Source organism: Rhodococcus sp. RCBS9, assembly GCF_029457415.1.
GTDB lineage: Bacteria > Actinomycetota > Actinomycetes > Mycobacteriales > Mycobacteriaceae > Rhodococcus_F > Rhodococcus_F qingshengii.
Genome location: NZ_CP120422.1, coordinates 96,761 through 117,719, shown reverse-complemented (window position 1 = coordinate 117,719; position 20,959 = coordinate 96,761). Strand labels below are relative to the sequence as shown.

20 protein-coding genes are annotated in these 20,959 nt (G+C 63.7%); 16 read left to right on the top strand and 4 right to left on the bottom strand.

From position 1 onward, the window contains the following. Positions 1-51: 51 nt before the first annotated feature. Both hemW and P0M12_RS00670 read left to right on the top strand, forming a co-directional pair. Positions 52-1,278 carry a radical SAM family heme chaperone HemW gene (gene hemW / locus P0M12_RS00675; protein ID WP_277377355.1) on the top strand — a complete coding sequence of 409 codons (1,227 nt, stop codon included), beginning with the start codon at positions 52-54 and terminating at the stop codon, positions 1,276-1,278. Between the two features lie 35 nt (positions 1,279-1,313). Then, positions 1,314-1,934 (top strand): hypothetical protein, encoded by a 621-nt coding sequence (locus tag P0M12_RS00670; RefSeq protein ID WP_054187696.1) that lies wholly within the window; start codon positions 1,314-1,316, stop codon positions 1,932-1,934. Positions 1,935-1,960: 26 nt separating this feature from the next. Here P0M12_RS00670 and P0M12_RS00665 read toward each other — a convergent pair whose 3' ends face one another. Continuing rightward, positions 1,961-2,284, bottom strand: coding sequence for a type II toxin-antitoxin system VapB family antitoxin (locus tag P0M12_RS00665; RefSeq protein WP_003944521.1), 324 nt, complete (start codon positions 2,282-2,284; stop codon positions 1,961-1,963). A gap of 157 nt (positions 2,285-2,441) precedes the next feature. On the opposite strand from P0M12_RS00665, the gene hrcA reads away from it, so the two are divergent. The 5 genes from hrcA (at position 2,442) to P0M12_RS00640 (ending at position 7,634) form a co-directional block, all read left to right on the top strand. Next, positions 2,442-3,485, top strand: a complete 1,044-nt coding sequence (gene hrcA / locus P0M12_RS00660) for a heat-inducible transcriptional repressor HrcA (RefSeq protein ID WP_003944583.1) — start codon at positions 2,442-2,444, stop codon at positions 3,483-3,485. Positions 3,486-3,565: 80 nt separating this feature from the next. Next, positions 3,566-4,717, top strand: a complete 1,152-nt coding sequence (gene dnaJ / locus P0M12_RS00655; protein WP_003944460.1) for a molecular chaperone DnaJ — start codon at positions 3,566-3,568, stop codon at positions 4,715-4,717. 2 nt (positions 4,718-4,719) lie between these two features. After that, positions 4,720-5,481 carry a 16S rRNA (uracil(1498)-N(3))-methyltransferase gene (locus P0M12_RS00650; RefSeq protein ID WP_003944495.1) on the top strand — a complete coding sequence of 254 codons (762 nt, stop codon included), beginning with the start codon at positions 4,720-4,722 and terminating at the stop codon, positions 5,479-5,481. Positions 5,482-5,604: 123 nt separating this feature from the next. After that, complete coding sequence (locus P0M12_RS00645; RefSeq protein ID WP_277377353.1) at positions 5,605-6,843, top strand: Ig-like domain-containing protein; 1,239 nt, start codon at positions 5,605-5,607, stop codon at positions 6,841-6,843. Positions 6,844-6,857: 14 nt separating this feature from the next. Continuing rightward, on the top strand, positions 6,858-7,634 hold the full coding sequence (locus P0M12_RS00640) for an alpha/beta hydrolase (protein WP_042924086.1): 777 nt from the start codon (positions 6,858-6,860) through the stop codon (positions 7,632-7,634). Here P0M12_RS00640 and P0M12_RS00635 read toward each other — a convergent pair. Beyond that, complete coding sequence (locus tag P0M12_RS00635; RefSeq protein WP_277377352.1) at positions 7,626-9,230, bottom strand: MFS transporter; 1,605 nt, start codon at positions 9,228-9,230, stop codon at positions 7,626-7,628. The two genes, P0M12_RS00640 and P0M12_RS00635, sit on opposite strands and share 9 nt — an antisense overlap. Positions 9,231-9,358: 128 nt before the next feature. Here P0M12_RS00635 and P0M12_RS00630 point away from each other — a divergent pair, with 128 nt between their 5' ends. The 5 genes from P0M12_RS00630 (at position 9,359) to era (ending at position 14,114) form a co-directional block, all read left to right on the top strand. Next, positions 9,359-10,054 carry a TetR/AcrR family transcriptional regulator gene (locus tag P0M12_RS00630; protein WP_080726650.1) on the top strand — a complete coding sequence of 232 codons (696 nt, stop codon included), beginning with the start codon at positions 9,359-9,361 and terminating at the stop codon, positions 10,052-10,054. Between the two features lie 199 nt (positions 10,055-10,253). After that, positions 10,254-11,255, top strand: a complete 1,002-nt coding sequence (locus P0M12_RS00625) for a PhoH family protein (protein ID WP_223304543.1) — start codon at positions 10,254-10,256, stop codon at positions 11,253-11,255. Between the two features lie 48 nt (positions 11,256-11,303). After that, positions 11,304-11,846 carry an rRNA maturation RNase YbeY gene (gene ybeY / locus P0M12_RS00620; RefSeq protein WP_003944525.1) on the top strand — a complete coding sequence of 181 codons (543 nt, stop codon included), beginning with the start codon at positions 11,304-11,306 and terminating at the stop codon, positions 11,844-11,846. Positions 11,847-11,867: 21 nt separating this feature from the next. Next, positions 11,868-13,172 carry a hemolysin family protein gene (locus P0M12_RS00615; protein ID WP_003944509.1) on the top strand — a complete coding sequence of 435 codons (1,305 nt, stop codon included), beginning with the start codon at positions 11,868-11,870 and terminating at the stop codon, positions 13,170-13,172. A 24-nt stretch (positions 13,173-13,196) separates the two neighbouring features. Next, entirely contained in the window at positions 13,197-14,114 is a 918-nt protein-coding gene (gene era, locus P0M12_RS00610; RefSeq protein WP_003944451.1) for a GTPase Era, read from the top strand. On the opposite strand, the gene P0M12_RS00605 is transcribed toward era, so the two are convergent. After that, positions 14,111-14,662, bottom strand: a complete 552-nt coding sequence (locus tag P0M12_RS00605) for a TetR/AcrR family transcriptional regulator (protein WP_030536607.1) — start codon at positions 14,660-14,662, stop codon at positions 14,111-14,113. The genes era and P0M12_RS00605 overlap by 4 nt on opposite strands. A 4-nt stretch (positions 14,663-14,666) precedes the next feature. Beyond that, positions 14,667-16,085 (bottom strand): amidase, encoded by a 1,419-nt coding sequence (locus P0M12_RS00600; protein WP_162113805.1) that lies wholly within the window; start codon positions 16,083-16,085, stop codon positions 14,667-14,669. Positions 16,086-16,414: 329 nt separating this feature from the next. Here P0M12_RS00600 and kdpF point away from each other — a divergent pair, with 329 nt between their 5' ends. The 4 genes from kdpF to P0M12_RS00580 are packed head-to-tail and all read left to right on the top strand — an operon-like array spanning position 16,415 to position 20,957. Beyond that, positions 16,415-16,513, top strand: coding sequence for a K(+)-transporting ATPase subunit F (gene kdpF / locus P0M12_RS00595; RefSeq protein ID WP_007731078.1), 99 nt, complete (start codon positions 16,415-16,417; stop codon positions 16,511-16,513). Then, positions 16,513-18,198, top strand: coding sequence for a potassium-transporting ATPase subunit KdpA (kdpA, locus tag P0M12_RS00590; RefSeq protein WP_003944472.1), 1,686 nt, complete (start codon positions 16,513-16,515; stop codon positions 18,196-18,198). Before kdpF ends, kdpA begins: the two co-directional genes overlap by 1 nt. After that, positions 18,195-20,300 (top strand): potassium-transporting ATPase subunit KdpB, encoded by a 2,106-nt coding sequence (kdpB, locus tag P0M12_RS00585; protein ID WP_042924094.1) that lies wholly within the window; start codon positions 18,195-18,197, stop codon positions 20,298-20,300. The genes kdpA and kdpB overlap by 4 nt, the downstream gene beginning before the upstream one ends. A 6-nt stretch (positions 20,301-20,306) precedes the next feature. Continuing rightward, a complete protein-coding gene (locus P0M12_RS00580) occupies positions 20,307-20,957 on the top strand; it encodes a potassium-transporting ATPase subunit C (protein ID WP_050654653.1) in 651 nt (216 codons plus the stop codon). Positions 20,958-20,959 lie beyond the last annotated feature (2 nt).

Sequence of the window (20,959 nt, the reverse complement as noted above, 5' to 3'; positions counted from 1 at the left end):
TGCATCGCAGGCTGAATAGGTGTGCGTTCCGGATGCTGGGACACTGGAGGCGTGAATGCCACCAGCACGACTCCCACTCGACAGAGCGAGGCGACGCCCTTCGCCTTGCCCGCGCGATCGCTCGAGGGTGTCGGGAAACGGCCGTTCGGGATCTACATCCACGTCCCGTTCTGTACCACCAGGTGTGGGTACTGCGATTTCAACACCTACACGGCCGGAGAGCTCGGAACTTCCGCCTCGCCGCAGTCGTGGTTGGAAGGTCTGCGGCGCGAACTCGATCTCGCGGCCGAGATGACGGGCGCCCCGGCGGCGGAGACCGTGTTCGTGGGCGGTGGAACGCCGTCGCTGCTCGGTGGTGACGGATTGGCCGACGTGCTGTCGGCGGTGCGGAGCAGCTTCGGCCTGGCGTCCGGCGCCGAAGTGACCACGGAATCGAACCCCGAATCGACGTCGCCGGAGTTCTTCGGTGCTCTCCGCAGCGCTGGATTCACCCGGATTTCCCTCGGCATGCAGTCGGCCGCCCAGCACGTTCTGAAGATCCTCGACCGCACGCACACCCCAGGTCGCGCCGTCGCTGCCGCGAAAGAGGCTCGCGCAGCTGGTTTTTCGCACGTGAATCTCGATTTGATCTATGGAACCCCGGGGGAGCGCGATCAAGACCTGGACGCCTCACTCGATGCGGTCCTCTCCGCCGATGTCGATCACGTCTCGGCCTACGCGTTGATCGTCGAGGACGGCACCGCCATGGCTCGCAAGGTCAGGCGCGGCGAGCTGCCCGCCCCGGACGACGACGTGCTGGCCTCGCGGTACGAACGAATCGATTCACGCCTGTCCGAGGCAGGCTTGCGGTGGTACGAGGTCTCCAACTGGGCAAAGGCGGAAACCGCGGACTCCGGTGACACCCGGTGCCGTCACAACCTCGGCTACTGGGACGGCGGTGACTGGTGGGGTGCCGGTCCGGGCGCGCACAGCCACGTCGGCGGAGTGCGGTGGTGGAACGTCAAGCACCCGGCGCGGTACGCGGAACAGTTGGCGCTCGGCGAACTTCCCGTCGGCGGCAGCGAAGAACTGACCGCCGAGGACGAACACATGGAGCGAGTCATGCTGACCGCACGGTTGCGTACGGGACTTCCGTTGTCGGAACTGTCTGCATCCGAACGTCTTTCGGCCGAACAGGTGGTAGTCGACGGGTTGGCCGTGATCGAGAACGATCACGTGGTTCTCACCGACCGTGGTCGCCTGCTCGCCGATGCGGTGATTCGCACGATCCTGACCTGACGCGCAACCATCCTTCGCCGCGTAATGTGGCCGTGGTGGCCATCATTCATCGTGCGCAGCTGAATCCGTCCAAGAACGACCTGCTCCGAGCGTGGGTGCCCAAGCAGCCGTGGCTCGGGTCGGTCGACTGTTCGACGCTCGAACGCGTCGACGCCTATCGTTTCGACGACCCGGACGGTGAGGTCGGAATCGAGACGCACCTGATGCGCTCTGCCGACGGTCGAATTCTTCAGGTCCCGCTCACTTATCGTGGTGCTCCGCTGGACGGGGCGGAGACCGCGCTGATCGCGACCATGGATCATTCGGTACTCGGCGAACGGTGGGTGTACGACGCATGCTGTGATCCGGTCTACGTCAGCGCGGTGGCGACCGCGATTCTGACGGGTGGGGCCGGAGTCGAACTGGTCTTCGCGGACACCGCCGATCACATCCCCGTGACGGCTCACGTAGTAGGCAGCGGTACGGCCGGCGCTTCCGTACCGGCAGTGGAATCCGTGACCTGCTCGACAGTCGGCACCGACACGATCATCCGCGCGGGAAGCCTGGAACTGACTGTGGCGAGAGTGATCGACGCAGATCGAGTGTCAGGCTCGGCAACGCTCACCGGAACCTGGCCGGGGCAGACGAATCCCGCACTGCTCGCGTTCGTCGGTTGAGTCTCGGTACCCGAGTCGCGTGAGCGTCAGCGGACTCCCTCGATGACACCGGGCATCGCGTCGAAGTCGAAGACACGCGCGTGCAGCACGACGCGGTTTCGCAGGGCCGAACGAACCGCTCGGTGCAGACCGTCCTCGAGGTAGAGAGTGCCGCGCCACTGCACTGCGTGCGGGAACAGATCGCCGTAGAAGGTCGAGTCCTCCGACAGCAGGCGATCGAGTTCGAGGACCTTCGTGGTGGTCACGATCTCGTCGAGTCGAACCTGACGTGGAGGGAACTTCGACCAGTCGCGTAGAGACAGTCCGTGATCGGGATACGGTTTGCCGTCCATCACGCCTTTGAAGATCATGTGCCGCCTTGTCCATGGTTGTGCGATCGACCTTTCGCCGATCTCACTCCACAGTAAGGGCAACAGCCGTCTCTGGCGCTCGGGCGATTAGACTGCCAGTGGAAACCGATGTGTAAATGTCGGCGTTCGTTCTTTTCAGGAAACGGAGGTGGCAACGATGTCGAGTACCGACGACAGGCGTTTCGAGGTCTTACGTGCAATCGTGGCCGATTACGTCTCCACCCAGGACCCGGTGGGATCCAAGGCACTGGTCGAGCGTCACAACCTCGGAGTGTCGAGCGCCACTGTGCGCAACGACATGGCATTCCTCGAGGCCGAGGGCTACATCGCCCAACCGCACACCAGTTCCGGCCGCGTCCCCACCGACAAGGGATACCGCGAATTCGTCGATCGCATCGCCGACGTCAAGCCCATGTCCGGGCCCGAGCGTCGAGCGATCCTCGAGTTCTTGGAGTCGGGTGTCGACCTCGACGACGTTCTGCGTCGTGGTGTGCGACTGCTCGCGCAACTGACCCGTCAGGTCGCGGTTGTCCAGTACCCGTCGCTGTCCGCGTCGTCGGTTCGCCACCTCGAGGTGGTCGCTTTGACGCCGGCGCGCCTGCTTCTCGTTCTCATCACCGATTCCGGCCGCGTCGATCAGCGAATCGTCGAACTCGGAGACGTCCTCGAAGACGAAGACCTTTCCCGGTTGCGCACGCTTCTCGGCGGAGCACTGGAAGGAAAGCGCCTGGCCGCCGCGTCGATTGCCGTGGCGGAACTGGCCGACGAGTCTCCGGCCGACCTTCGCGACGCCGTGATCCGCTCGGCAACGGTTCTGGTCGAGACCCTGGTCGAGCATCCGGAAGATCGCCTCGTTCTGGGCGGAACCTCGAATCTCACGCGCAACGCCGCCGATTTCTCCGGTCTGGCCGGCTTCCCCGGTTCGCTGCGCGCAGTGCTCGAAGCACTGGAAGAGCAGGTAGTGGTCCTCAAACTGCTCGCTGCGACGCAGAACTCCGGCACGGTCACCGTTCAGATCGGTGAAGAGACGCAGGTCGAACAGATGCGCGGAACCTCCGTGATTTCGACTGGCTACGGCGCGGCCGGTACCGTTTTCGGTGGTGTCGGTGTGCTCGGACCCACTCGGATGGACTATCCGGGAACAATTGCATCGGTTGCCGCCGTTGCCAGATACATCGGCGAAGTTCTCTCCGAGCGATGACGGACGTCGACATTCGTCGGCACGCCTCCTCGCGAGGACTGAGGAAAACCTAGAAGTAAGAGAAGGACGAGAGACTCAACGTGGCACGGGATTACTACGGATTGCTCGGCGTCGACAAGAACGCGACAGACCAGGAGCTCAAGCGCGCTTACCGCAAGCTGGCACGCGAACTGCACCCGGACGTCAACCCTGACGAGGCGGCGCAGGCCAAGTTCAAGGAGATCTCGACGGCCTACGAGGTCCTGACCGACCCGGAGAAGCGTCGCATCGTCGATCTCGGCGGAGACCCGCTCGAGTCCGGTGGTGGCGGCGGTGGTGGCTTCGGCGGCGGATTCGGTGGCGGCGGCCTCGGCGACGTCTTCGAAGCATTCTTCGGCGGCGGTGGCGGCGCAGGTCGTGGGCCGCGCGGTCGCGTTCAGCCCGGAGCCGACTCGTTGCTTCGCACCAAGCTGACCCTCGCAGAATGTGCGACGGGAGTCAGCAAGCACGTGACCGTCGAGACGGCCATTCTGTGCGACAGCTGCACCGGAGCCGGAACCAACGGCGACTCCAAGCCTGTCCGCTGTGAGACCTGCAACGGTGCCGGCGAAGTTCAATCCATCCAGCGCTCGTTCCTCGGTCAGGTCATGACCTCGCGTCCCTGCCCGACGTGCCGCGGTGCCGGTGAGACCATCCCGGATCCCTGCCACAAGTGTGGCGGCGACGGCCGAGTTCGGGCCAAGCGTGACATCACCGTGAAGGTTCCCGCGGGCGTCGCCGGTGGCATGCGTATCCGTTTGACCGCGCAGGGTGAAGTGGGCCCGGGCGGCGGACACCCCGGCGACCTCTACGTCGAGATCGTCGAGCAGCAGCACGACGTCTTCGTTCGAGACGGTGAAGACCTGCACTGCACGATCCGCGTTCCGATGGTCGACGCAGCGCTCGGTACGACTGTCACCGTCGACACCATCATCGACGGCCCCAAGGAAATCACCATCGAGCCAGGCACCCAGCCCGGACACGTTGCTGTTCTTCGCGGTCATGGCATGCCGAAACTGCGGTCGGGAGTGCGCGGCGACGTGCACGCTCACCTCGAGGTGGTCATCCCGAGCCGTCTCGATCACAAGCAGTCCAAGCTGCTCAAGGAATTCAAGCTGCTCCGCGATCGTGACGAGGCCGAGGTTGTCTCGACGGCCTCGCAGAACAGCGGTGGATTGTTCTCGCGTCTTCGCGAAGCATTCAGCGGCCGCTGACGGTGGCCGCAACGGTCTTCTTTCTCGACCCGGTTCCCGGCGTCGGTGAAATCGCAGTTCTGGACGGACAGGAGGGTCGCCACGCGGCCACTGTCCGCCGGATCGGCGTCGGCGAGCGATTGGTGTTGGCTGACGGCCGTGGCCGGGTGGCCGACGCCGAGGTGACGAGCGTCGGCAAGGACCGCCTGGAACTGTTGGTCAGTGACGTTCAGGTTCTCGAGCAGCCCAAGCCGTTGGTGACCCTCGTTCAGGCACTTCCCAAGGCCGAGCGTTCCGAGTTGGCCGTCGAACTGGCGACCGAGGCGGGGATCGACGCGGTGATCCCGTGGCAGTCCTTGCGTTGTGTCGCCAAGTGGGAGGGCCCCAAGCTCGCCAAGGGCGTCGCACGCTGGCGAAGTGCGGCAGTGTCTGCGGCAAAGCAGTCCAGACGCGCGTTCGTCCCGGAAATTGCGGAACTGCACAAGACGCCGGCGGTGATCGCGTTGGTTCGTGACGCCGTTGCCCGTGGCGCTGTGGTTGCGGTGCTTCACGAATCGGCGACGACGCCGTTGGCCGGTTTGCCGCTGGCGAGCGCGGACGAGGTATTTCTGGTTGTCGGTCCCGAAGGTGGGCTCGACGATTCGGAGATCAGCGCGTTGTCGGAGGCCGGGGCCACTCCGGTGCTTCTCGGCCCGACGGTCCTGCGCACGTCGACCGCCGGGGCTGTTGCTCTGGGCGCGATCGGAGTGCTGACCGATCGCTGGGGACCACGGCCACTGCACTGATCTTGTTGTGATCCCGAGCTGAATCGGATCCGGCGCTCAGCGAAGTGTCAGATTTGCGCACTATCGTAAGGACGTCGGGGGTCGCCTTCGGCGTGAGTTGGTTCGGGGATTTCAGGAGGCCAGATGTTGTCACGTGCGCATATGCGAATCGTTGGAGCGGTGTGTGCCGCGGCGGCGTTGATGCTCGTCGCGGGGTGCACGGTCTCCACCGGAGACAACACGGGTTCCTCCAGCAGCGCCGTCACCACTACCACGACCAGCGAGGCGCTCGTCACCGTCACACCGGCGGACGGCGGAACTCCGGTGAGTCCACTCGACCCCATCGAGGTCCAGGTCGCGAAGGGAACACTGACGACCGTCGCGCTGACCAATCCCGAGGGTAAGGAAGTCGCCGGTATCACCACGCCGGACAAGACGTCCTGGAAACCGAGCGAACCACTCGGATACGGCAAGACCTACAAGCTGGTCGTCGACGCCGTCGACGCGAATGGTGTTGCCACGACCAAGAACACGACGCTGACCACCGTCGCGCCGAGTAACCAGACCCGGGCGTACATCAACACCACCGGTGGCGCCTCGATATCGGACGGTGGCACGTACGGTGTCGGCACCGTCGTCGCCGTTCATTTCGACGAGTTGATCGGTGACAAGGCCGCGGCCGAGAAGTCTCTGCTGGTCACAACCAATCCGCCCGTACAGGGATCGTGGTACTGGGTCGACGGTCAGAACGTTCACTGGCGACCGCAGAATTACTACGCACCAGGCACGACGGTCTCGGTGAACGCGAACATCTACGGCAAGCAACTCGGCAACGGACTGTACGGCCAACAGGACGACACCGTGTCCTTCAAGATCGGCGACTCCCACGTCTCGGTCGCCGACGACAACACCAAGATGGTGACCGTCTACGAAAACGGTCAGGTGATCAAGGAAATGCCGACCTCGATGGGAATGGGCGGCACCGAAACGATCGGCGGCACGACGCTCTCGTTCTGGACCCAGCCCGGCACGTACACCGTGATGGACAAGGCCAATCCCGTCATCATGGATTCGTCGACCTACGGTCTGCCGATCAACTCGCGCCTCGGCTACAAGGAATCCATCAACTGGGCCACCCGCATCAGCACCGACGGTATCTATCTTCACGAGTTGGAGAGCACCGTCTGGGCGCAGGGAAACACCGACACCTCGCACGGTTGCCTCAATCTCAGTGCGGCCAATGCCAAATGGTTCTTCGATTTCTCGCAGCCGGGAGATGTCGTCGAGATCAAGAACACCGGCGGCGCTCCGCTGGAGGTGTGGCAGAACGGCGACTGGACCCTTTCCTGGGCAGACTGGGCCGCAGGCAGCGCCCTCGCCTGAGATAGATTTCCTCGGTGCCTCGATTCAAGATTCCGTACGGCCGACACGAGCAGCAGTTCGGGCATCTCTACGTTCCCGACGGAGTCGCTGACGGCCCGATCCCGGTCGTCATGCAGATCCACGGCGGCTTCTGGAGCGGGCAGTACGGATTGACTCTGGGCACCGCATTTGCCGTCGAACTCGCGCGGCACGGCGTCGCGGTGTGGAACATCGAATACCGCCGTCTCGGGGCGGGCGGTGGTTGGCCGGAGATGTCCGCCGACGTGAAAACGGCGTACGACGAAATCCCCGGACTGGTTGCCGGGAAGTCCTCGGCCGAATTGGATCTGAATCAGATTCGCTTGCTCGGGCATTCGGCCGGAGGACATCTTGCAGTGTGGCTGGCGGGGGAGAAGGACACGTTTACCCGGCCTGAACGGGTCATCGCACAGGCGGCCGCACTCGATCTGGCGTCGGCAGGCGAGCGTGGACGACGGATCAGCTTCATCGAGGATCTGTTCGGCGTTCCGTTCGACGCGGACCCGGATCTGTATCGCAGTGCGTCGCCGCAGCATCGATTGCCGATCGGCGTCCCCGTTGTGTGCGTCACGGGTGCGGAGGATCTGCAGGTGCCGGCCAAGGTGAGCTCCCGGTACGCGAAAGCCGCGGAAGCGGCTGGTGATCCCGTGGCACTGCGTGTGATCGAGGGCGAAGGACACGACGCATTTCTCTCACCCTCGACCGAGTCGTGGCGGGTCTCCCGCGAGTTGGTTCTCGCCGAAGACCCGCTGGCTCCGAGCACGTCAGACTGACGCGGGGTCGACTTCCACAGGGGCCTTCTTGCCCGGCAGGATGAACGCCACGACAACTGCCCCCACGAACAGTGCAAGACCGCCCGCCCAACTGGCCGCCGAAATCGCGTCGGCGTAGGCACTGCCTGCGGCGTCGAGCAACGGCCCTGCCTGAGCTGCAGCCAACGGGTTGCCTGCCATCTCTTCGGCGACCAACGAAGCGCCGCCGACGGATTCGCCCGACACCTCCATCGCGTACGCGGCCTGTTGTGCAAGTTCGCCCGTCAACTGCGGAACCTGCATTCCATCGATGAATCCGGCAATCGAATCCTTGTAGCTCGCAGCGAGGATCGAGCCGAGGATCGCGATACCCAGCGAGCCGCCGAGTTCGATGGCGGTGTCGTTGAGGCCACCCGCAGCACCGAGATCGTCCTCGGAGAAGTTGTCCATGATGGCGTCGGTGGCCGGCGGTTCGCTGAGACCGATGCCCAGGCCGAGCAGGATCAGTGGGACTGCGAACATCCAGTAGCCCGAATCGCCGTCGACCTGCGTGAGAATCAGAACGCCGATCGCGGCGACCACCATGCCGCCGACGATGGACGCCCGGACGCCGATCAGCGGAGTGATCCGCCCACTGACAACGGCGCCGATCGAAACGGCAATTGCCAAGGGCAGCAGACGAACACCGGTTTCGAGTGCGCCGTAGCCGAGGATGAACTGGAACTGCTGTGAGATGAAGTAGATGGCGCCGAAGGCGGCCAGGAACAGCAGAAGTACGGCGAGCGTCGCGCCGCCGACCATGCGCTGGCCGAGCTTACGGACGTCGAGCAGTGGCTGCGGGTGACGCAGTTCCCAGACGACGAACGAGACGAGGCCGATCGCAGCGAGTACGGCGGCACCGATGGGTCCGCCGGTCCACCCGAAGTGGAATCCGTTGATGATCGAGTACACGAGCGAGCCGATGGTGACCACCGAGAGTGCGCCGCCGATCCAGTCGATCCGGCCCAGTTGCTCGGCCTTGCTCGGCGGCACCAGAATTACGGCGGCGACGGCAGCGACTGCGGCGATCGGGACGTTGATCAGGAAAGTGATGCTCCAGGAATGACTGTCGAGAATCCATCCGGCCAACAGCGGACCGAGTGCAATCGCGAGACCCGATGTCGCCGCCCACGCCGCGATGGCGCGTGATCGCTCCGCTTTGGGAAAGGTAGCGACCAGAAGCGAAAGCGTCGCGGGCATGATGATCGCGGCGCCGACGCCCATGATCATTCGTGCCGCGATGACGGCGTTGGTGGTGTCCGCGATGCTGCCGAAGACGGCGCCGCCGGCGAACACGGCGAGTCCGGCAAGAAGTGCGCCGCGGCGACTGTACTTGTCACCGATCACGCCGAACAGCAGCATCAATGCGGCGTAGGGGACGGTGTAGCCGTCGATGACCCATTGAAGTTGCGTGCTGGTGAGGCCGAGGTCTCTGGTCATGTCCGGCGCCGCGACGATCAGCGCGGTATTCGCCATCACGACGATCAGCAGACTCAGGCACAACACCCCGAGCGCGGCCCACCGCCGTGAGTACGGCTGGTCCATCTCCGAGACAGGTTTGCTCATGAGTGTCGTCATGACGCGACTCCGTTCCTGATGATCGAAGACACTCCTCGATCTATTTGCACACTGATGTGTAAGTTAATAACTTGCACACCGATGTGCAACTATGATTGACCTAGATCACAGTTGGGCAGTCGAAAGAGGTGGAACGCGCGTTGACGCATTCGGGCACAGTCGTTTCGGGAACTGCCGAATCGGGCGGACGGCAGCGTCGTAGTCAGGCCGCGGCCAATCGCAATCGCATCATCGAGGCGGCGATCACGGCGTTCGCTGCTGATCCGGATGCGAGCATGGACGATGTCGCAAAGGCTGCCGGTGTGGTCAGGCGAACCGTGTACGCGCATTTCGACAGCCGAGAGGCGCTGATCAACGGCATCGTGGACGAGGCGTCGACCGATCTCGTAGCTGCGCTGAGCCAAGCCGGCGAGCCGCCCGAGCGCCCGGATCTGGCGACTGCCGTACTGGCATTGCTGTCATGGCCGGTCGGTGATCGCTTCCGGATGCTGCTCAGCTTTGCTCGCAAAGAGTTGGGGGAGCAGCGGATTCTCGATCTGATGGAGCCCGCGCGTGCCGTGAGTATCAGCGTCGTCGAGCGCGGTCAGCGTGACGGAACCTTCTCGAAATACCTGCCGGCCGAGACTCTGGTAGCGATGACCGAGGCGATCACGATCACTTTGTTCGATCAGGCCAACAGTGGGCTCATCACGGACTCGGGCGAATCCTTTGCCGCCGTGTGCCTGGTCATCGCGGGTATCAGTCCGGACAGAAGCTCCGAGATCGTCGCCGAAGCGTCGGAGTGGATCCGCGAATCGCTGCCGTCCGGTCGCCGCGAGGGTTAGGCCGGGACGATTAACAAGTGGGCCGTGTCCGACTCTGGCGCTAGACTTCGAAGTATCGAGGCTCACGAGTCGAGTGGGCTGATCGGACCAGAAAGCAGGCCATATTCACCACGTGAGTGAACACAGTGAACTCGACGGGAACCGTGTAACCACCATCACCGAGCGCGCTCTGCCCGCAGAGCGCACCGTCCGTTCGAGTATGGATCTGGCGCCGGAGACCGTGCGCCAAATCCTGGGGGCGACGGACGAGAATCTCACCGCGATCGAACGTGAGCTTCGTGCCGACATTCATGTACGTGGCGGAACCATCTCCTTGTCGGGGACGGCTGCAGACGTGGCGCTGGCAGAACGTGTGTTCAGTGAATTGGCGTCGCTGGCCGGTCGGGGGCAGCCCATTGCCCCGGACGCTGTTCGACGAACCATCGGCATGCTCACCAACGAGGTCGGCGAGTCTCCGGCCGAGGTGCTCTCCCTGGACATTCTTTCGCGTCGGGGCAAGACGATTCGGCCGAAGACCCTCAACCAGAAACGCTACGTCGACGCCATCGACGAGAACACCATCGTGTTCGGAGTCGGCCCGGCCGGTACCGGCAAGACCTACCTCGCCATGGCCAAGGCCGTTCAGGCGTTGCAGGCCAAGCAGGTCTCTCGGATCATCTTGACCAGGCCGGCAGTCGAGGCCGGCGAGCGACTGGGCTTTCTGCCCGGCACGCTGCACGAGAAGATCGATCCGTATCTCCGCCCGCTGCACGACGCATTGCACGACATGATGGATCCCGAGGCGATTCCGAAGTTGATGCAGGCCGGAGTCATCGAGGTCGCTCCGCTCGCCTACATGCGTGGCCGGACGCTCAACGACGCCTTCATCATCTTGGACGAAGCGCAGAACACCACGGCCGAGCAGATGAAGATGTTCCTGACCCGCCTCGGGTTCGGTTCCAAGATCGTGGTCACCGGAGACGTGACCCAGGTCGATCTGCCGGGCGGGGCCCGTTCGGGTCTGCGCGCGGCATCCGAAATCCTCACCGGGATCGACGATATTCATTTCGCCACTCTCGACAGCAGCGACGTCGTACGTCATCGGCTGGTCTCTCACATCGTCGACGCTTACGAGCGTCACGAATCGGATCGGTCCGGCGAGTTGGCGGTCGGAAACCGGGCGCAGCGCCGCGCTGCACATGCTCATTCACCGCGACGGTAGGCTGAGCGACGCATCAACCCCTACTTTTCCCAGGAAAGAGCGTCGCACATGAGCATCGAGGTCTCGAACGAATCGGGCATGGACATCTCCGAACCGGAGTTGATCAGCGTTGCCCGTTTCGTGATCGCTCGGATGGATGTCCATCCGGCGGCCGAGCTGTCGATGGTTCTCGTCGACTCCGCGACGATGGCGGATCTGCACGTTCGCTGGATGGACCTGCCGGGTCCGACCGACGTCATGTCGTTCCCGATGGACGAACTCGAGCCGGGTGGCCGTCCCGATTCCCCCGAGCCGGGGCCGTCGATGCTCGGCGACATCGTGCTGTGTCCGTCTTTCGCCGCGGATCAGGCTGACAAGGCCGGGCATTCACTGGCTCACGAACTTGCCCTCCTGACCGTCCACGGTGTGTTGCACCTTCTCGGCTACGACCATGCGGAGCCGGAGGAGGAGAAGGAGATGTTCGGCTTGCAGAACAGCCTCCTCGAAGAGTGGTACGAAGACCTTCGCCGTATCGACCGCGAAGCAGCACTGGCCGAACGCGATCAGAAGCTGCTCGGTAAGACCGGTTTCGTCGACGGAGTGGACCGATAACAGTTATCCGGGGGTTCTGTAGTGAGTAGCGCCATAGCGCTCTTTGTTCTGGCGATTGCTCTTGTCCCGGTCGGTGGTGTGTTCGCGGCCGTCGACTCGGCGCTCAACACCATTTCGTCGGCGCGGATCGACGAGATGGCAAAGGAAGAGCGAGCCGGCGCCGCGCGAGTGCAACGCATCCTGACCGATCGCCCGCGATACGTGAATCTGATGGTCCTGCTTCGCATTTTGTGCGAGATCACGGCCACCGTCGTACTCGTGGGCGGCCTGATCGACGTCCTCTCGCTGGGCTGGGCGCTGACCGTCACCGCGGTGATCATGGTTCTCGTCTCGTACGTGGTCATCGGCGTCGGACCGAGAACGCTTGGGCGCCAACATGCGTACTCCATCGCGATGGCCGCGTCGCTGCCACTGCTGTGGATCGGGGTTCTGCTCGGGCCGATCAGTCGCGTCCTGATCCTCGTGGGTAACGCATTGACCCCGGGTAAGGGCTTCCGCAACGGCCCGTTCGCGTCGGAAATCGAGTTGCGTGAACTCGTGGACATGGCGCAGGAACGTGGCGTCGTGGCCGACGAAGAACGCCGAATGATCCAGTCCGTCTTCGAACTCGGAGACACGTCGGCGCGCGAGGTGATGGTGCCCCGCACCGACATGGTGTGGATCGAGAACGACAAGAATGCCGGGCAGGCAACGTCGTTGGCCGTCCGCAGTGGTCACTCGCGCCTGCCGGTCATCGGGGAGAACGTCGACGACGTGCTCGGTGTCGTCTACCTCAAGGATCTGGTCAAGCAGACCTACCACCTGCCCGACGGCGGCCGGAACGTCAACGTCTGCGACGTCATGCGGCCCGCCGTCTTCGTTCCCGACTCGAAGCCGCTCGACAGCTTGCTGGCCGAGATGCAGCGCGACCGCAACCACATGGCGATACTCGTCGACGAGTACGGCGGAATCGCCGGGCTCGTCACGATCGAGGACGTCATCGAAGAGATCGTCGGTGAGATCGCCGACGAGTACGACGAGGACGAGACGCCGCCCATCGAGGATCTCGGTGACGGAATGTTCCGCGTATCCGCGAGACTTCCCATCGAAGACCTCGGTGAATTGTTCGATCTCGAACTCGAACTCGACGAGGTGGAGACCGTCGGCGGGCTGATCGGATACGTACTCGGCCGAGTGCCACTTCCCGGTTCCGAAGTGGAGTACGACGGTTTGATCCTGCGCGGCGAGGGAACCAATACGGGCCGAGGCCGGGTACGCATCAGCACGGTGTTCGTGCAGCGCATCCCGCCGTCCGAAGACGAAGAGACAGAAGACACCGATGACTGAGCGAGAGTTCAGCGAGGAGCAGTTATGAGCAAGAACGAATTCCGGTCAGGCTTCGTGTGTTTCGTGGGTCGACCCAATACGGGCAAGTCCACGCTGACCAACGCGTTGGTCGGCAGCAAGATCGCGATCACGTCCTCGCGCCCGCAGACGACGCGCCACACGATTCGCGGCATCGTTCACCGCGAGCATGCGCAGCTGATCCTGGTGGACACCCCTGGACTGCACAAGCCCCGCACTTTGCTCGGGCAGCGCCTCAATGACCTGGTTCGCGACACGTACTCCGAGGTCGACGTCATCTGCCTGTGCATCCCGGCCGACGAGGCCATCGGGCCCGGAGACCGCTGGATCGTGCAGCAGGTCCGTCAGATGGCGCCCAAGACCAAGCTTGTCGGCATCGTGACCAAGATCGACAAGGTCAGCCGCGACGCCGTCGGAAAGCAGTTGCTCGCGCTGTCCACCCTGCTCGGCCCCGAATCCGAGGTCGTTCCGGTGTCCGCGAAGTCGGGTGAACAGGTCGAGATCCTGGTCGACGTCCTCGCCGGTCTGATGGACGAGGGCCCGGCCTTCTACCCGGACGGCGAATTGACGGACGAGCCCGAAGAGGTGCTCATGGCCGAACTGATCCGTGAGGCTGCGCTCGAGGGGCTCGGCGAAGAATTGCCGCACTCTCTGGCTGTGGTGATCGAGGAGGTCATCCCGCGTGAGGGTCGCACCGAGAAGCAGGGCGAGATGCTCGACGTGCATGCGTTGCTCTACGTCGAGCGGCCCAGTCAGAAGGGCATCGTCATCGGTAAGGGCGGAGCGCGTCTGCGGGAAGTCGGTACCAGTGCGCGCCTGCAGATCGAGAAGCTGCTCGGTGTGCGGATCTTCCTGGAGCTGCACGTCAAGGTCGCCAAGGACTGGCAGCGCGACCCGAAGCAGCTCGGCCGGCTGGGCTTCTAGGGCCGGAGGACCCTGAGGATCGCCGCGCCGATGTCCTGCTCGTCGACGCCGGTGGCCAGGCGTCGGAGTTGGAGGCCGGTGATGACGGCGACGAGCGTCGATGCAATCGACTCCGGATCAGGCACACCGAGTGCCGTCAGAATCGTGACGGTCAAATCGTCGTAGGCGGCGAAGCATTCGACGGCGACTTCGTGGAGTTCGTGGTCGCGCCCGGCGGCGATGTACATCTCGAACGGCGCGATCCGCTCGGCCGAGAACGAAAGATCTCGCGTCACCTTTTCGGCTATTGCCGCGGCGTCCTCGACGCTCAGACCTTTGTCGCGGTACTCCTCGGCCAAGGCGCGCAGGCGCGTCGTCTCGTCTGTCACGAAACGAGACAGAGCAGCGCGGAGCATGTCCGACTGGCTCGCGAAGTGATACGTGATCGATCCGAGTGAGACGCCGGCCTGCGCGGCGATGCGCCGGTTGCTCACACCCGGGATGCCGTCGGTACCGACGACGTGCAGAACGGCGTCGAGTATTCGCTCGCGGACGTCCCGGTTACTCATCGGGTCACCACCACGGCTCGGGGCGGATCTGATCCCAACGCAGGACCGATTCCAATTGTGAAGCGAGGGAGACCAACAGAGGTTCGGTGTTCTCGTTGCCCATCAACTGCGCACCGATGGGAAGGCCGGTGTTGCTGAATCCGGCCGGTACGTTGACCGAGGGCCAGCCGAGGACGTTCCACGGCCACGCGTACGGGCAGGCGCCGGTCATGACCTTGTCTGTGTCCCAGCCACCGATGCCGTCGATCGCGGTCGCCATGATCGGTGGAGTTGCCGTCGTGGGTGCCAGGACGACGTCGTAGGTGTCGAAGATCGCTCCGATCCGCTTTCGCATCCGCGGCTCGGCCGCGCGGGCCGCGCGCAGAGGTGCGCCGCGAAGTAGCTTGCCGTTCTGGGCATTTCCGCGTGTTCTGGCATCGACCAGTTTCGGGTCGGGAACGCGTCCGAGCCAGTCGTGGACCCCGACGAGCGAGCGGGGCAGAAAGTTCAGGCCGAAGATCAGGCCGTATGCGGGATCGTCGACGACGACATGGTGTCCGAGTTCCCGCAGCGTGTCGGCGATCGAATGCACGGCCAGGCGCACTTCCGGGTCCAGCTTCACGGGAGTGGCGGTGAACGGATTGCGAAGGGAAAGCGCGATTTTCAGTTTTCCGGGGTCGCGTCCCACCGCGTCGCTGACGGTGACCGGTGTCGGCTTGTGGAGGTCGCCGTCATGGTTGCCGGCAGCGACGTCGAGCAGCAGTGCCGCGTCGGCGACGGTGCGAGCGAGCGGGCCGTTGACCGTCAGGCCGTAGAACGCTTCGGCGTCGGGCCAGGTGGAGATGCGCCCGCGCTGCGGTTTGATTCCGACGAGGTTGGTCCAGGCCGCAGGGATTCGGATGGAACCGGCACCGTCGGAACCGATTCCGGCGCTGACCAATCCGGCGGCGACGGCCGCGGCGGTGCCGCCCGACGATCCGCCTGGAGTGTGGTGACGCGACCACGGATTGCGCGTGTAACCGAAGGCTGAACCGCTCGTGAGCGGCCACTGGCCCAATTCCGGACTGTTGGTCTTGCCCACGATCACTGCGCCGGCGTCGCGAAGGCGTCGAATCATCTCCGAGTCCTCGGTCTTGGCCGGGAAATCGCCAGGGCAACCGAAGGCCGTGGGTTCGCCGGTGATGTCGACGTCGTCCTTCACTGCGATCGGCACACCGAGCAGCGGCAGACGCTCGCCGCGTGCGAGACGTCTGTCGGCCTCGGCAGCTTCCTCGAGTGCCTTCTCTCGCCGCACGATCTTGAACGCATTGAGGTGAGGCTGAGTGGCCTCGATCCGGCTCAGCGTTGCCTCCGTGGCCGCGACGGACGAGGTGGCGCCCGAGGCCAGACTCGCAACCTGGTCGACAAGACCGGGGGCGAGATCGTGGTCGGTTCGAGAAGTCATCAGGTTCCCTTCGCAAAACTGTTCGTTCGAACGAACAGTAACTTGTTTCAGTATTAGTGAACTTCGGTTTCGCGTCAAGATCGCGTCAAGACGCCAGGTCAGTGCGTAAGCGGATCGTCAGAGACGCGGAATCGGCCTTTCCGGAGGTCGAAGCTGAGAGAGCGCATCCGGTCGAGGGCGACCGCGCGTCATGGCTGCGATGCACAGCAGCACGGCAAAAGATTTCGAAGAGGGAAGCTCATGGCCGATCTGGCCTACGTTGCTCTGATTCTCGGCGGTTTTCTCGTGTGCGCGCTGGTACTGCGCGCCCTACAGGCGAGCGCTCCCAAATGACGGTTGCCGGTGTGGTCAGCGTGGTTCTGATCGCCGTCGCCGCGGCATTGGTCATTTACCTGCTCGTTGCACTCGTAGATCCTGAGAGGTTCTGATGTCGCCCGCTCTTGCAGCCGGCCTGCAGATCGCTTTTGTCCTCGTCGTTCTGGCAATCGCCTACGTTCCGGTGGGCGACTACATGGCGCGTGTTTACTCGTCGACGCGAGATCTTCGGGTCGAGAGTGTGATCTACCGCGTCGGTCGGATCGACTCCAGGGCCGAGCAGACGTGGTACGGCTACGCCGCAAGCGTTCTCGGATTCTCGCTGGCCAGCGCATTGTTCCTGTACTTCCTGCAACGGATTCAGGGAGTACTGCCGCTGAGTGACGGTCTGTCCGGGGTCAGTCCTGCCGTAGCGTTCAACACCGCGATTTCGTTTGTGGCGAACACCAACTGGCAGTCGTACACGCCGGAAACGACGATGAGCAACTTCGTTCAGCCCGTCGGTCTGGCGGTGCAGAACTTCGTCTCGGCAGCGGTCGGCATGGCGGTGGCCATCGCATTGGTTCGCGGCTTCATTCGGGTGGCCAGGGGCGGCGAGATCGGCAACTTCTGGGTCGATCTGACGCGTGGTTCTCTGCGCATCCTCCTCCCGTTCTCCTTCGTGATCGCCCTGATCCTGTTGAGCCAGGGAGTGATCCAGTCGTTCCACAGCGGTTTCGCCTCCACCGGCCTCGACGGCAATGCGGTCACCAACGCACTGGCCCCCGTCGCGTCCCAGGAAGCGATCAAGGAACTCGGCACCAACGGTGGCGGGATCTTGGCTGCCAACTCGGCGCACCCGTTCGAGAACCCCACCCCGTTGAGCAATGTCGTCGAGATCCTGGCGATCCTGTTGATTCCGGTCTGCCTCACCCGAACGTTCGGAACTCTCGTCGGGGATCGTAGGCAAGGCCTCACCCTGCTGGCAGTGATGGGAATCCTGTGGAGCGGGCTGCTCGCAGTCACGCTCGCTGCCGAATCCGGCGCACGCGGTGTTGCCGCCACAGCAGCTGGTTCGATGATGGAGGGCAAGGAAGTTCGCTTCGGAATCCCCGGATCGGCGTTGTTCGCGGTGGCGACCACGGGAACGTCGACGGGCGCGGTGAACTCGGCCCACGACAGCATGTCCCCCCTCGGCGGCGGCGCGGTCCTGCTCAACATGTTGCTCGGCGAAATTGCGCCAGGTGGAGTCGGAACCGGCCTCTACGGGATTCTTGTGCTGGCATTGATCGCAGTGTTCGTCGGCGGACTGCTGGTCGGTCGCACGCCCGAATATCTCGGCAAGAAGTTGGGTCGACGCGAGATCACCCTTGCGGCGCTGTCGATTCTGGTCATGCCCGCGCTGGTCTTGATCGGTACCGCCATCACCGTCATCCTCGGTTCGACCACCGGTTATCAAGGCAATGGGGGAGATCCGGGCACGCCGGGATCGATCCACGGGTTCAGTGAGGTGCTTTACGCCTTCGCCTCCGCCTCCAACAACAACGGCAGCGCCTTCGGCGGTCTGACGGTCACCAGCGACTGGTTCCAGTCGTCTCTCGGAATCTGCATGCTTCTCGGCCGATTCCTGCCGATCATCTTCGTTCTCGCTTTGGCCGGTGCTCTTGCCTCGCAGAAGAAGGTGGCGCCGACGGCCGGCACCCTCCCGACGTCCGGACCGATGTTCACCGGTTTGTTGACCGGCACCGTCGTTCTTGTTGCTGCACTTACATTCTTCCCGGCCCTCGCGCTGGGCCCGCTAGCGGAGGCTCTTCAATGACCGTGCGTATCAGTGAGAAACCCGTGGTAGCGCAAGACGCCGCCGACAAGGCTGATCCAGGGCAGTCCCGTCAAGTACACGCAGGCGTTTTCAACCCGCGGCAGATGATCACCGCGTTGCCGGGGGCCGTGCGCAAACTCGACCCACGCCACCTCGCCCGCAACCCGGTCATGTTCGTGGTGTTCGTCGGTTCCGTCATCACCACTGTCATGGCGATCGCCGATCCCTCGGTGTTCTCCTGGGTGATCACCCTGTGGCTCTGGTTCACGGTGATCTTCGCGAACCTCGCCGAATCCGTGGCCGAAGGGCGCGGCAAGGCGCAGGCGGCGAGCCTGCGAAAGGTGAAGCAGGACACCACAGCACATCGGATCACGATGAGCGGTGCGATCGAATCGGTTTCCGGCACCGAACTGGTGGTCGGCGATCGGGTGATAGTGGTTGCCGGCGAGGTCATCCCCGGCGACGGCGACGTGGTCGAAGGTATTGCCTCCGTAGACGAATCGGCGATCACCGGTGAATCCGCGCCGGTGGTCCGTGAATCCGGTGGTGACCGGTGCGCCGTCACCGGTGGTACGACGGTTCTCTCGGACCGCATCGTCGTGGAAATCACCGCAGCACCGGGCAGTTCGTTCGTGGACCGGATGATCGCGCTCGTCGAGGGTGCTTCACGTCAGAAGACACCCAACGAGATTGCGCTCAACATCCTGCTCGCGTCGTTGACCGTCATCTTCCTCCTCGCCGTCGTAGCCATCGGCCCGATGGGCTTGTACGCGGGGCACGAGCAGGATCCGATCAAGCTGATCGCACTTCTCGTCTGCCTGATCCCGACGACCATCGGAGCGCTGCTCTCGGCGATCGGTATCGCGGGCATGGACCGCCTCGTCCAGCGCAACGTTCTCGCGATGTCGGGACGCGCGGTGGAAGCTGCGGGCGACATCGACACCCTGTTGATGGACAAGACCGGAACCATCACTTTCGGTAACCGCCGGGCCACCGCACTCCATCCGGCGCCCGGTGTATCCGCCGACGATCTTGCTGCGGCAGCTCGCTTGTCGAGCCTGGCCGACGGAACTCCCGAGGGACGGAGCATCGTCGAGCTGTGCGCAGCGGATTTCGGTCTCGCTGCCGAGCCGACGCTGGACGAGGAACGCGCAGAGTTCGTTCCGTTCACGGCACAAACCCGGATGAGCGGACTCGACCATTCCGGACGCCAAATCCGAAAGGGTGCAGCAGATGCGGTGATGAACTGGGTCGTCAGTGGCGGTGGACACGCGGAGAGCGCGGTGACCGACACCGTGAACGACATCGCCCAAGCGGGCGGAACGCCGCTGGTAGTTGCCGTCAAGCATGGTGAGAGTACCTCGATCCTCGGCGTGATCGCGTTGTCCGACGTCGTAAAGCCGGGAATGGCTGACAGGTTCGCCGAACTCCGGGCGATGGGTATTCGCACGATCATGATCACCGGCGACAATCCGTTGACCGCGAAGGCGATTGCCGACGAGGCGGGCGTCGACGACTTCATGGCGGAGGCCACCCCGGAAGACAAACTGGCCCTGATCCGGAAGGAACAGGAAGGCGGACGTCTTGTCGCGATGACAGGTGACGGGACCAATGATGCTCCCGCCCTTGCCCAGGCGGATGTCGGGGTCGCGATGAACACGGGAACCTCGGCAGCCAAAGAGGCCGGGAACATGGTCGATCTCGATTCCGATCCCACCAAGCTGATCGAGGTGGTGGAAATCGGCAAGCAATTGCTGATCACCCGCGGCGCGTTGACCACATTCTCGTTGGCGAACGACCTGGCGAAGTATTTCGCAATCCTGCCGGCCTTGTTCAGCGGCATCTACCCGCAGCTGGACGCGTTGAACATCATGCGTCTCGCCACCCCCGAATCGGCGATCGTCTCGGCCGTGATCTTCAACGCCTTGGTGATCATCGGTTTGATTCCGTTGGCACTCAAGGGTGTTCGATACCGACCGTCGACGGCATCGCAGTTGCTCGGACGTAACCTGCTCGTCTACGGTCTCGGCGGTGTGATCACACCGTTCGTCGGTATCTGGTTGATCGATCTCGTCGTACGTTTGATTCCTGGAATTGGGTGACCTGACATGCGTTTCACTATCGGTTTTGCCAAACAGGTGTGGGCGGGTTTGCTCGTATTGCTCGCGCTCACCGTCGTTCTCGGTGTGGTCTATCCCGCCGCGGTGTGGGGTGTCAGCCGGATCAGTTCCGGATCTGCCGAAGGCTCACCGGTCACCGATGCCGCCGGTTGCGTGGTCGGCAGTGCCTGGGTGGGTGTCGATCCGCAGGTCGCCGAAGGGCAGCAGGACCCGTTCTTCCACAATCGTGTTGTCGGATCCGTTTCGGACGAGGATCCGTTTGCCACCGGTGATCCCGCTGCGGCACTGCCGTCCAACCAGGGGCCGAGCAGCGAGATTCTGGCCGGATTCGTCATCGAGCGCCGGGCAGCCATCGCGGCACGTGAGGGTGTCGACCCGGCATCGGTTCCCGTCGACGCAGTCACCGGTTCGGGCTCGGGTATCGATCCCCACATCAGTCCGGCGTACGCCCAACTGCAGGTCGCGAGGGTGGCGGCGAACAACGGCATCTCGGAAGACCAGGTGCGGGACTTGGTGGCCGAGCACACCGACGGTCGGCAACTCGGATTTCTCGGAGCCGAGCGAGTCAACGTCCTGGAATTGAACCTGGCACTCGGATTGACGGCACCTACGTGTGCTGCACCGACGACTGGTGGATGATT

Coding starts and splice junctions, on each gene's coding strand:
- P0M12_RS00645 (WP_277377353.1), top strand. CDS start 5,605: ATGTTGTCACGTGCGCATATGCGAATCGTTGGAGCGGTGTGTGCCGCG.
- P0M12_RS00600 (WP_162113805.1), bottom strand. CDS start 16,085: ATGACTTCTCGAACCGACCACGATCTCGCCCCCGGTCTTGTCGACCAG.
- kdpB (WP_042924094.1), top strand. CDS start 18,195: ATGACCGTGCGTATCAGTGAGAAACCCGTGGTAGCGCAAGACGCCGCC.
- P0M12_RS00605 (WP_030536607.1), bottom strand. CDS start 14,662: ATGAGTAACCGGGACGTCCGCGAGCGAATACTCGACGCCGTTCTGCAC.
- P0M12_RS00635 (WP_277377352.1), bottom strand. CDS start 9,230: ATGACGACACTCATGAGCAAACCTGTCTCGGAGATGGACCAGCCGTAC.
- P0M12_RS00625 (WP_223304543.1), top strand. CDS start 10,254: ATGGATCTGGCGCCGGAGACCGTGCGCCAAATCCTGGGGGCGACGGAC.
- ybeY (WP_003944525.1), top strand. CDS start 11,304: ATGAGCATCGAGGTCTCGAACGAATCGGGCATGGACATCTCCGAACCG.
- kdpF (WP_007731078.1), top strand. CDS start 16,415: ATGACGGTTGCCGGTGTGGTCAGCGTGGTTCTGATCGCCGTCGCCGCG.
- P0M12_RS00580 (WP_050654653.1), top strand. CDS start 20,307: ATGCGTTTCACTATCGGTTTTGCCAAACAGGTGTGGGCGGGTTTGCTC.
- era (WP_003944451.1), top strand. CDS start 13,197: ATGAGCAAGAACGAATTCCGGTCAGGCTTCGTGTGTTTCGTGGGTCGA.
- P0M12_RS00665 (WP_003944521.1), bottom strand. CDS start 2,284: ATGATCTTCAAAGGCGTGATGGACGGCAAACCGTATCCCGATCACGGA.
- hrcA (WP_003944583.1), top strand. CDS start 2,442: ATGTCGAGTACCGACGACAGGCGTTTCGAGGTCTTACGTGCAATCGTG.
- kdpA (WP_003944472.1), top strand. CDS start 16,513: ATGTCGCCCGCTCTTGCAGCCGGCCTGCAGATCGCTTTTGTCCTCGTC.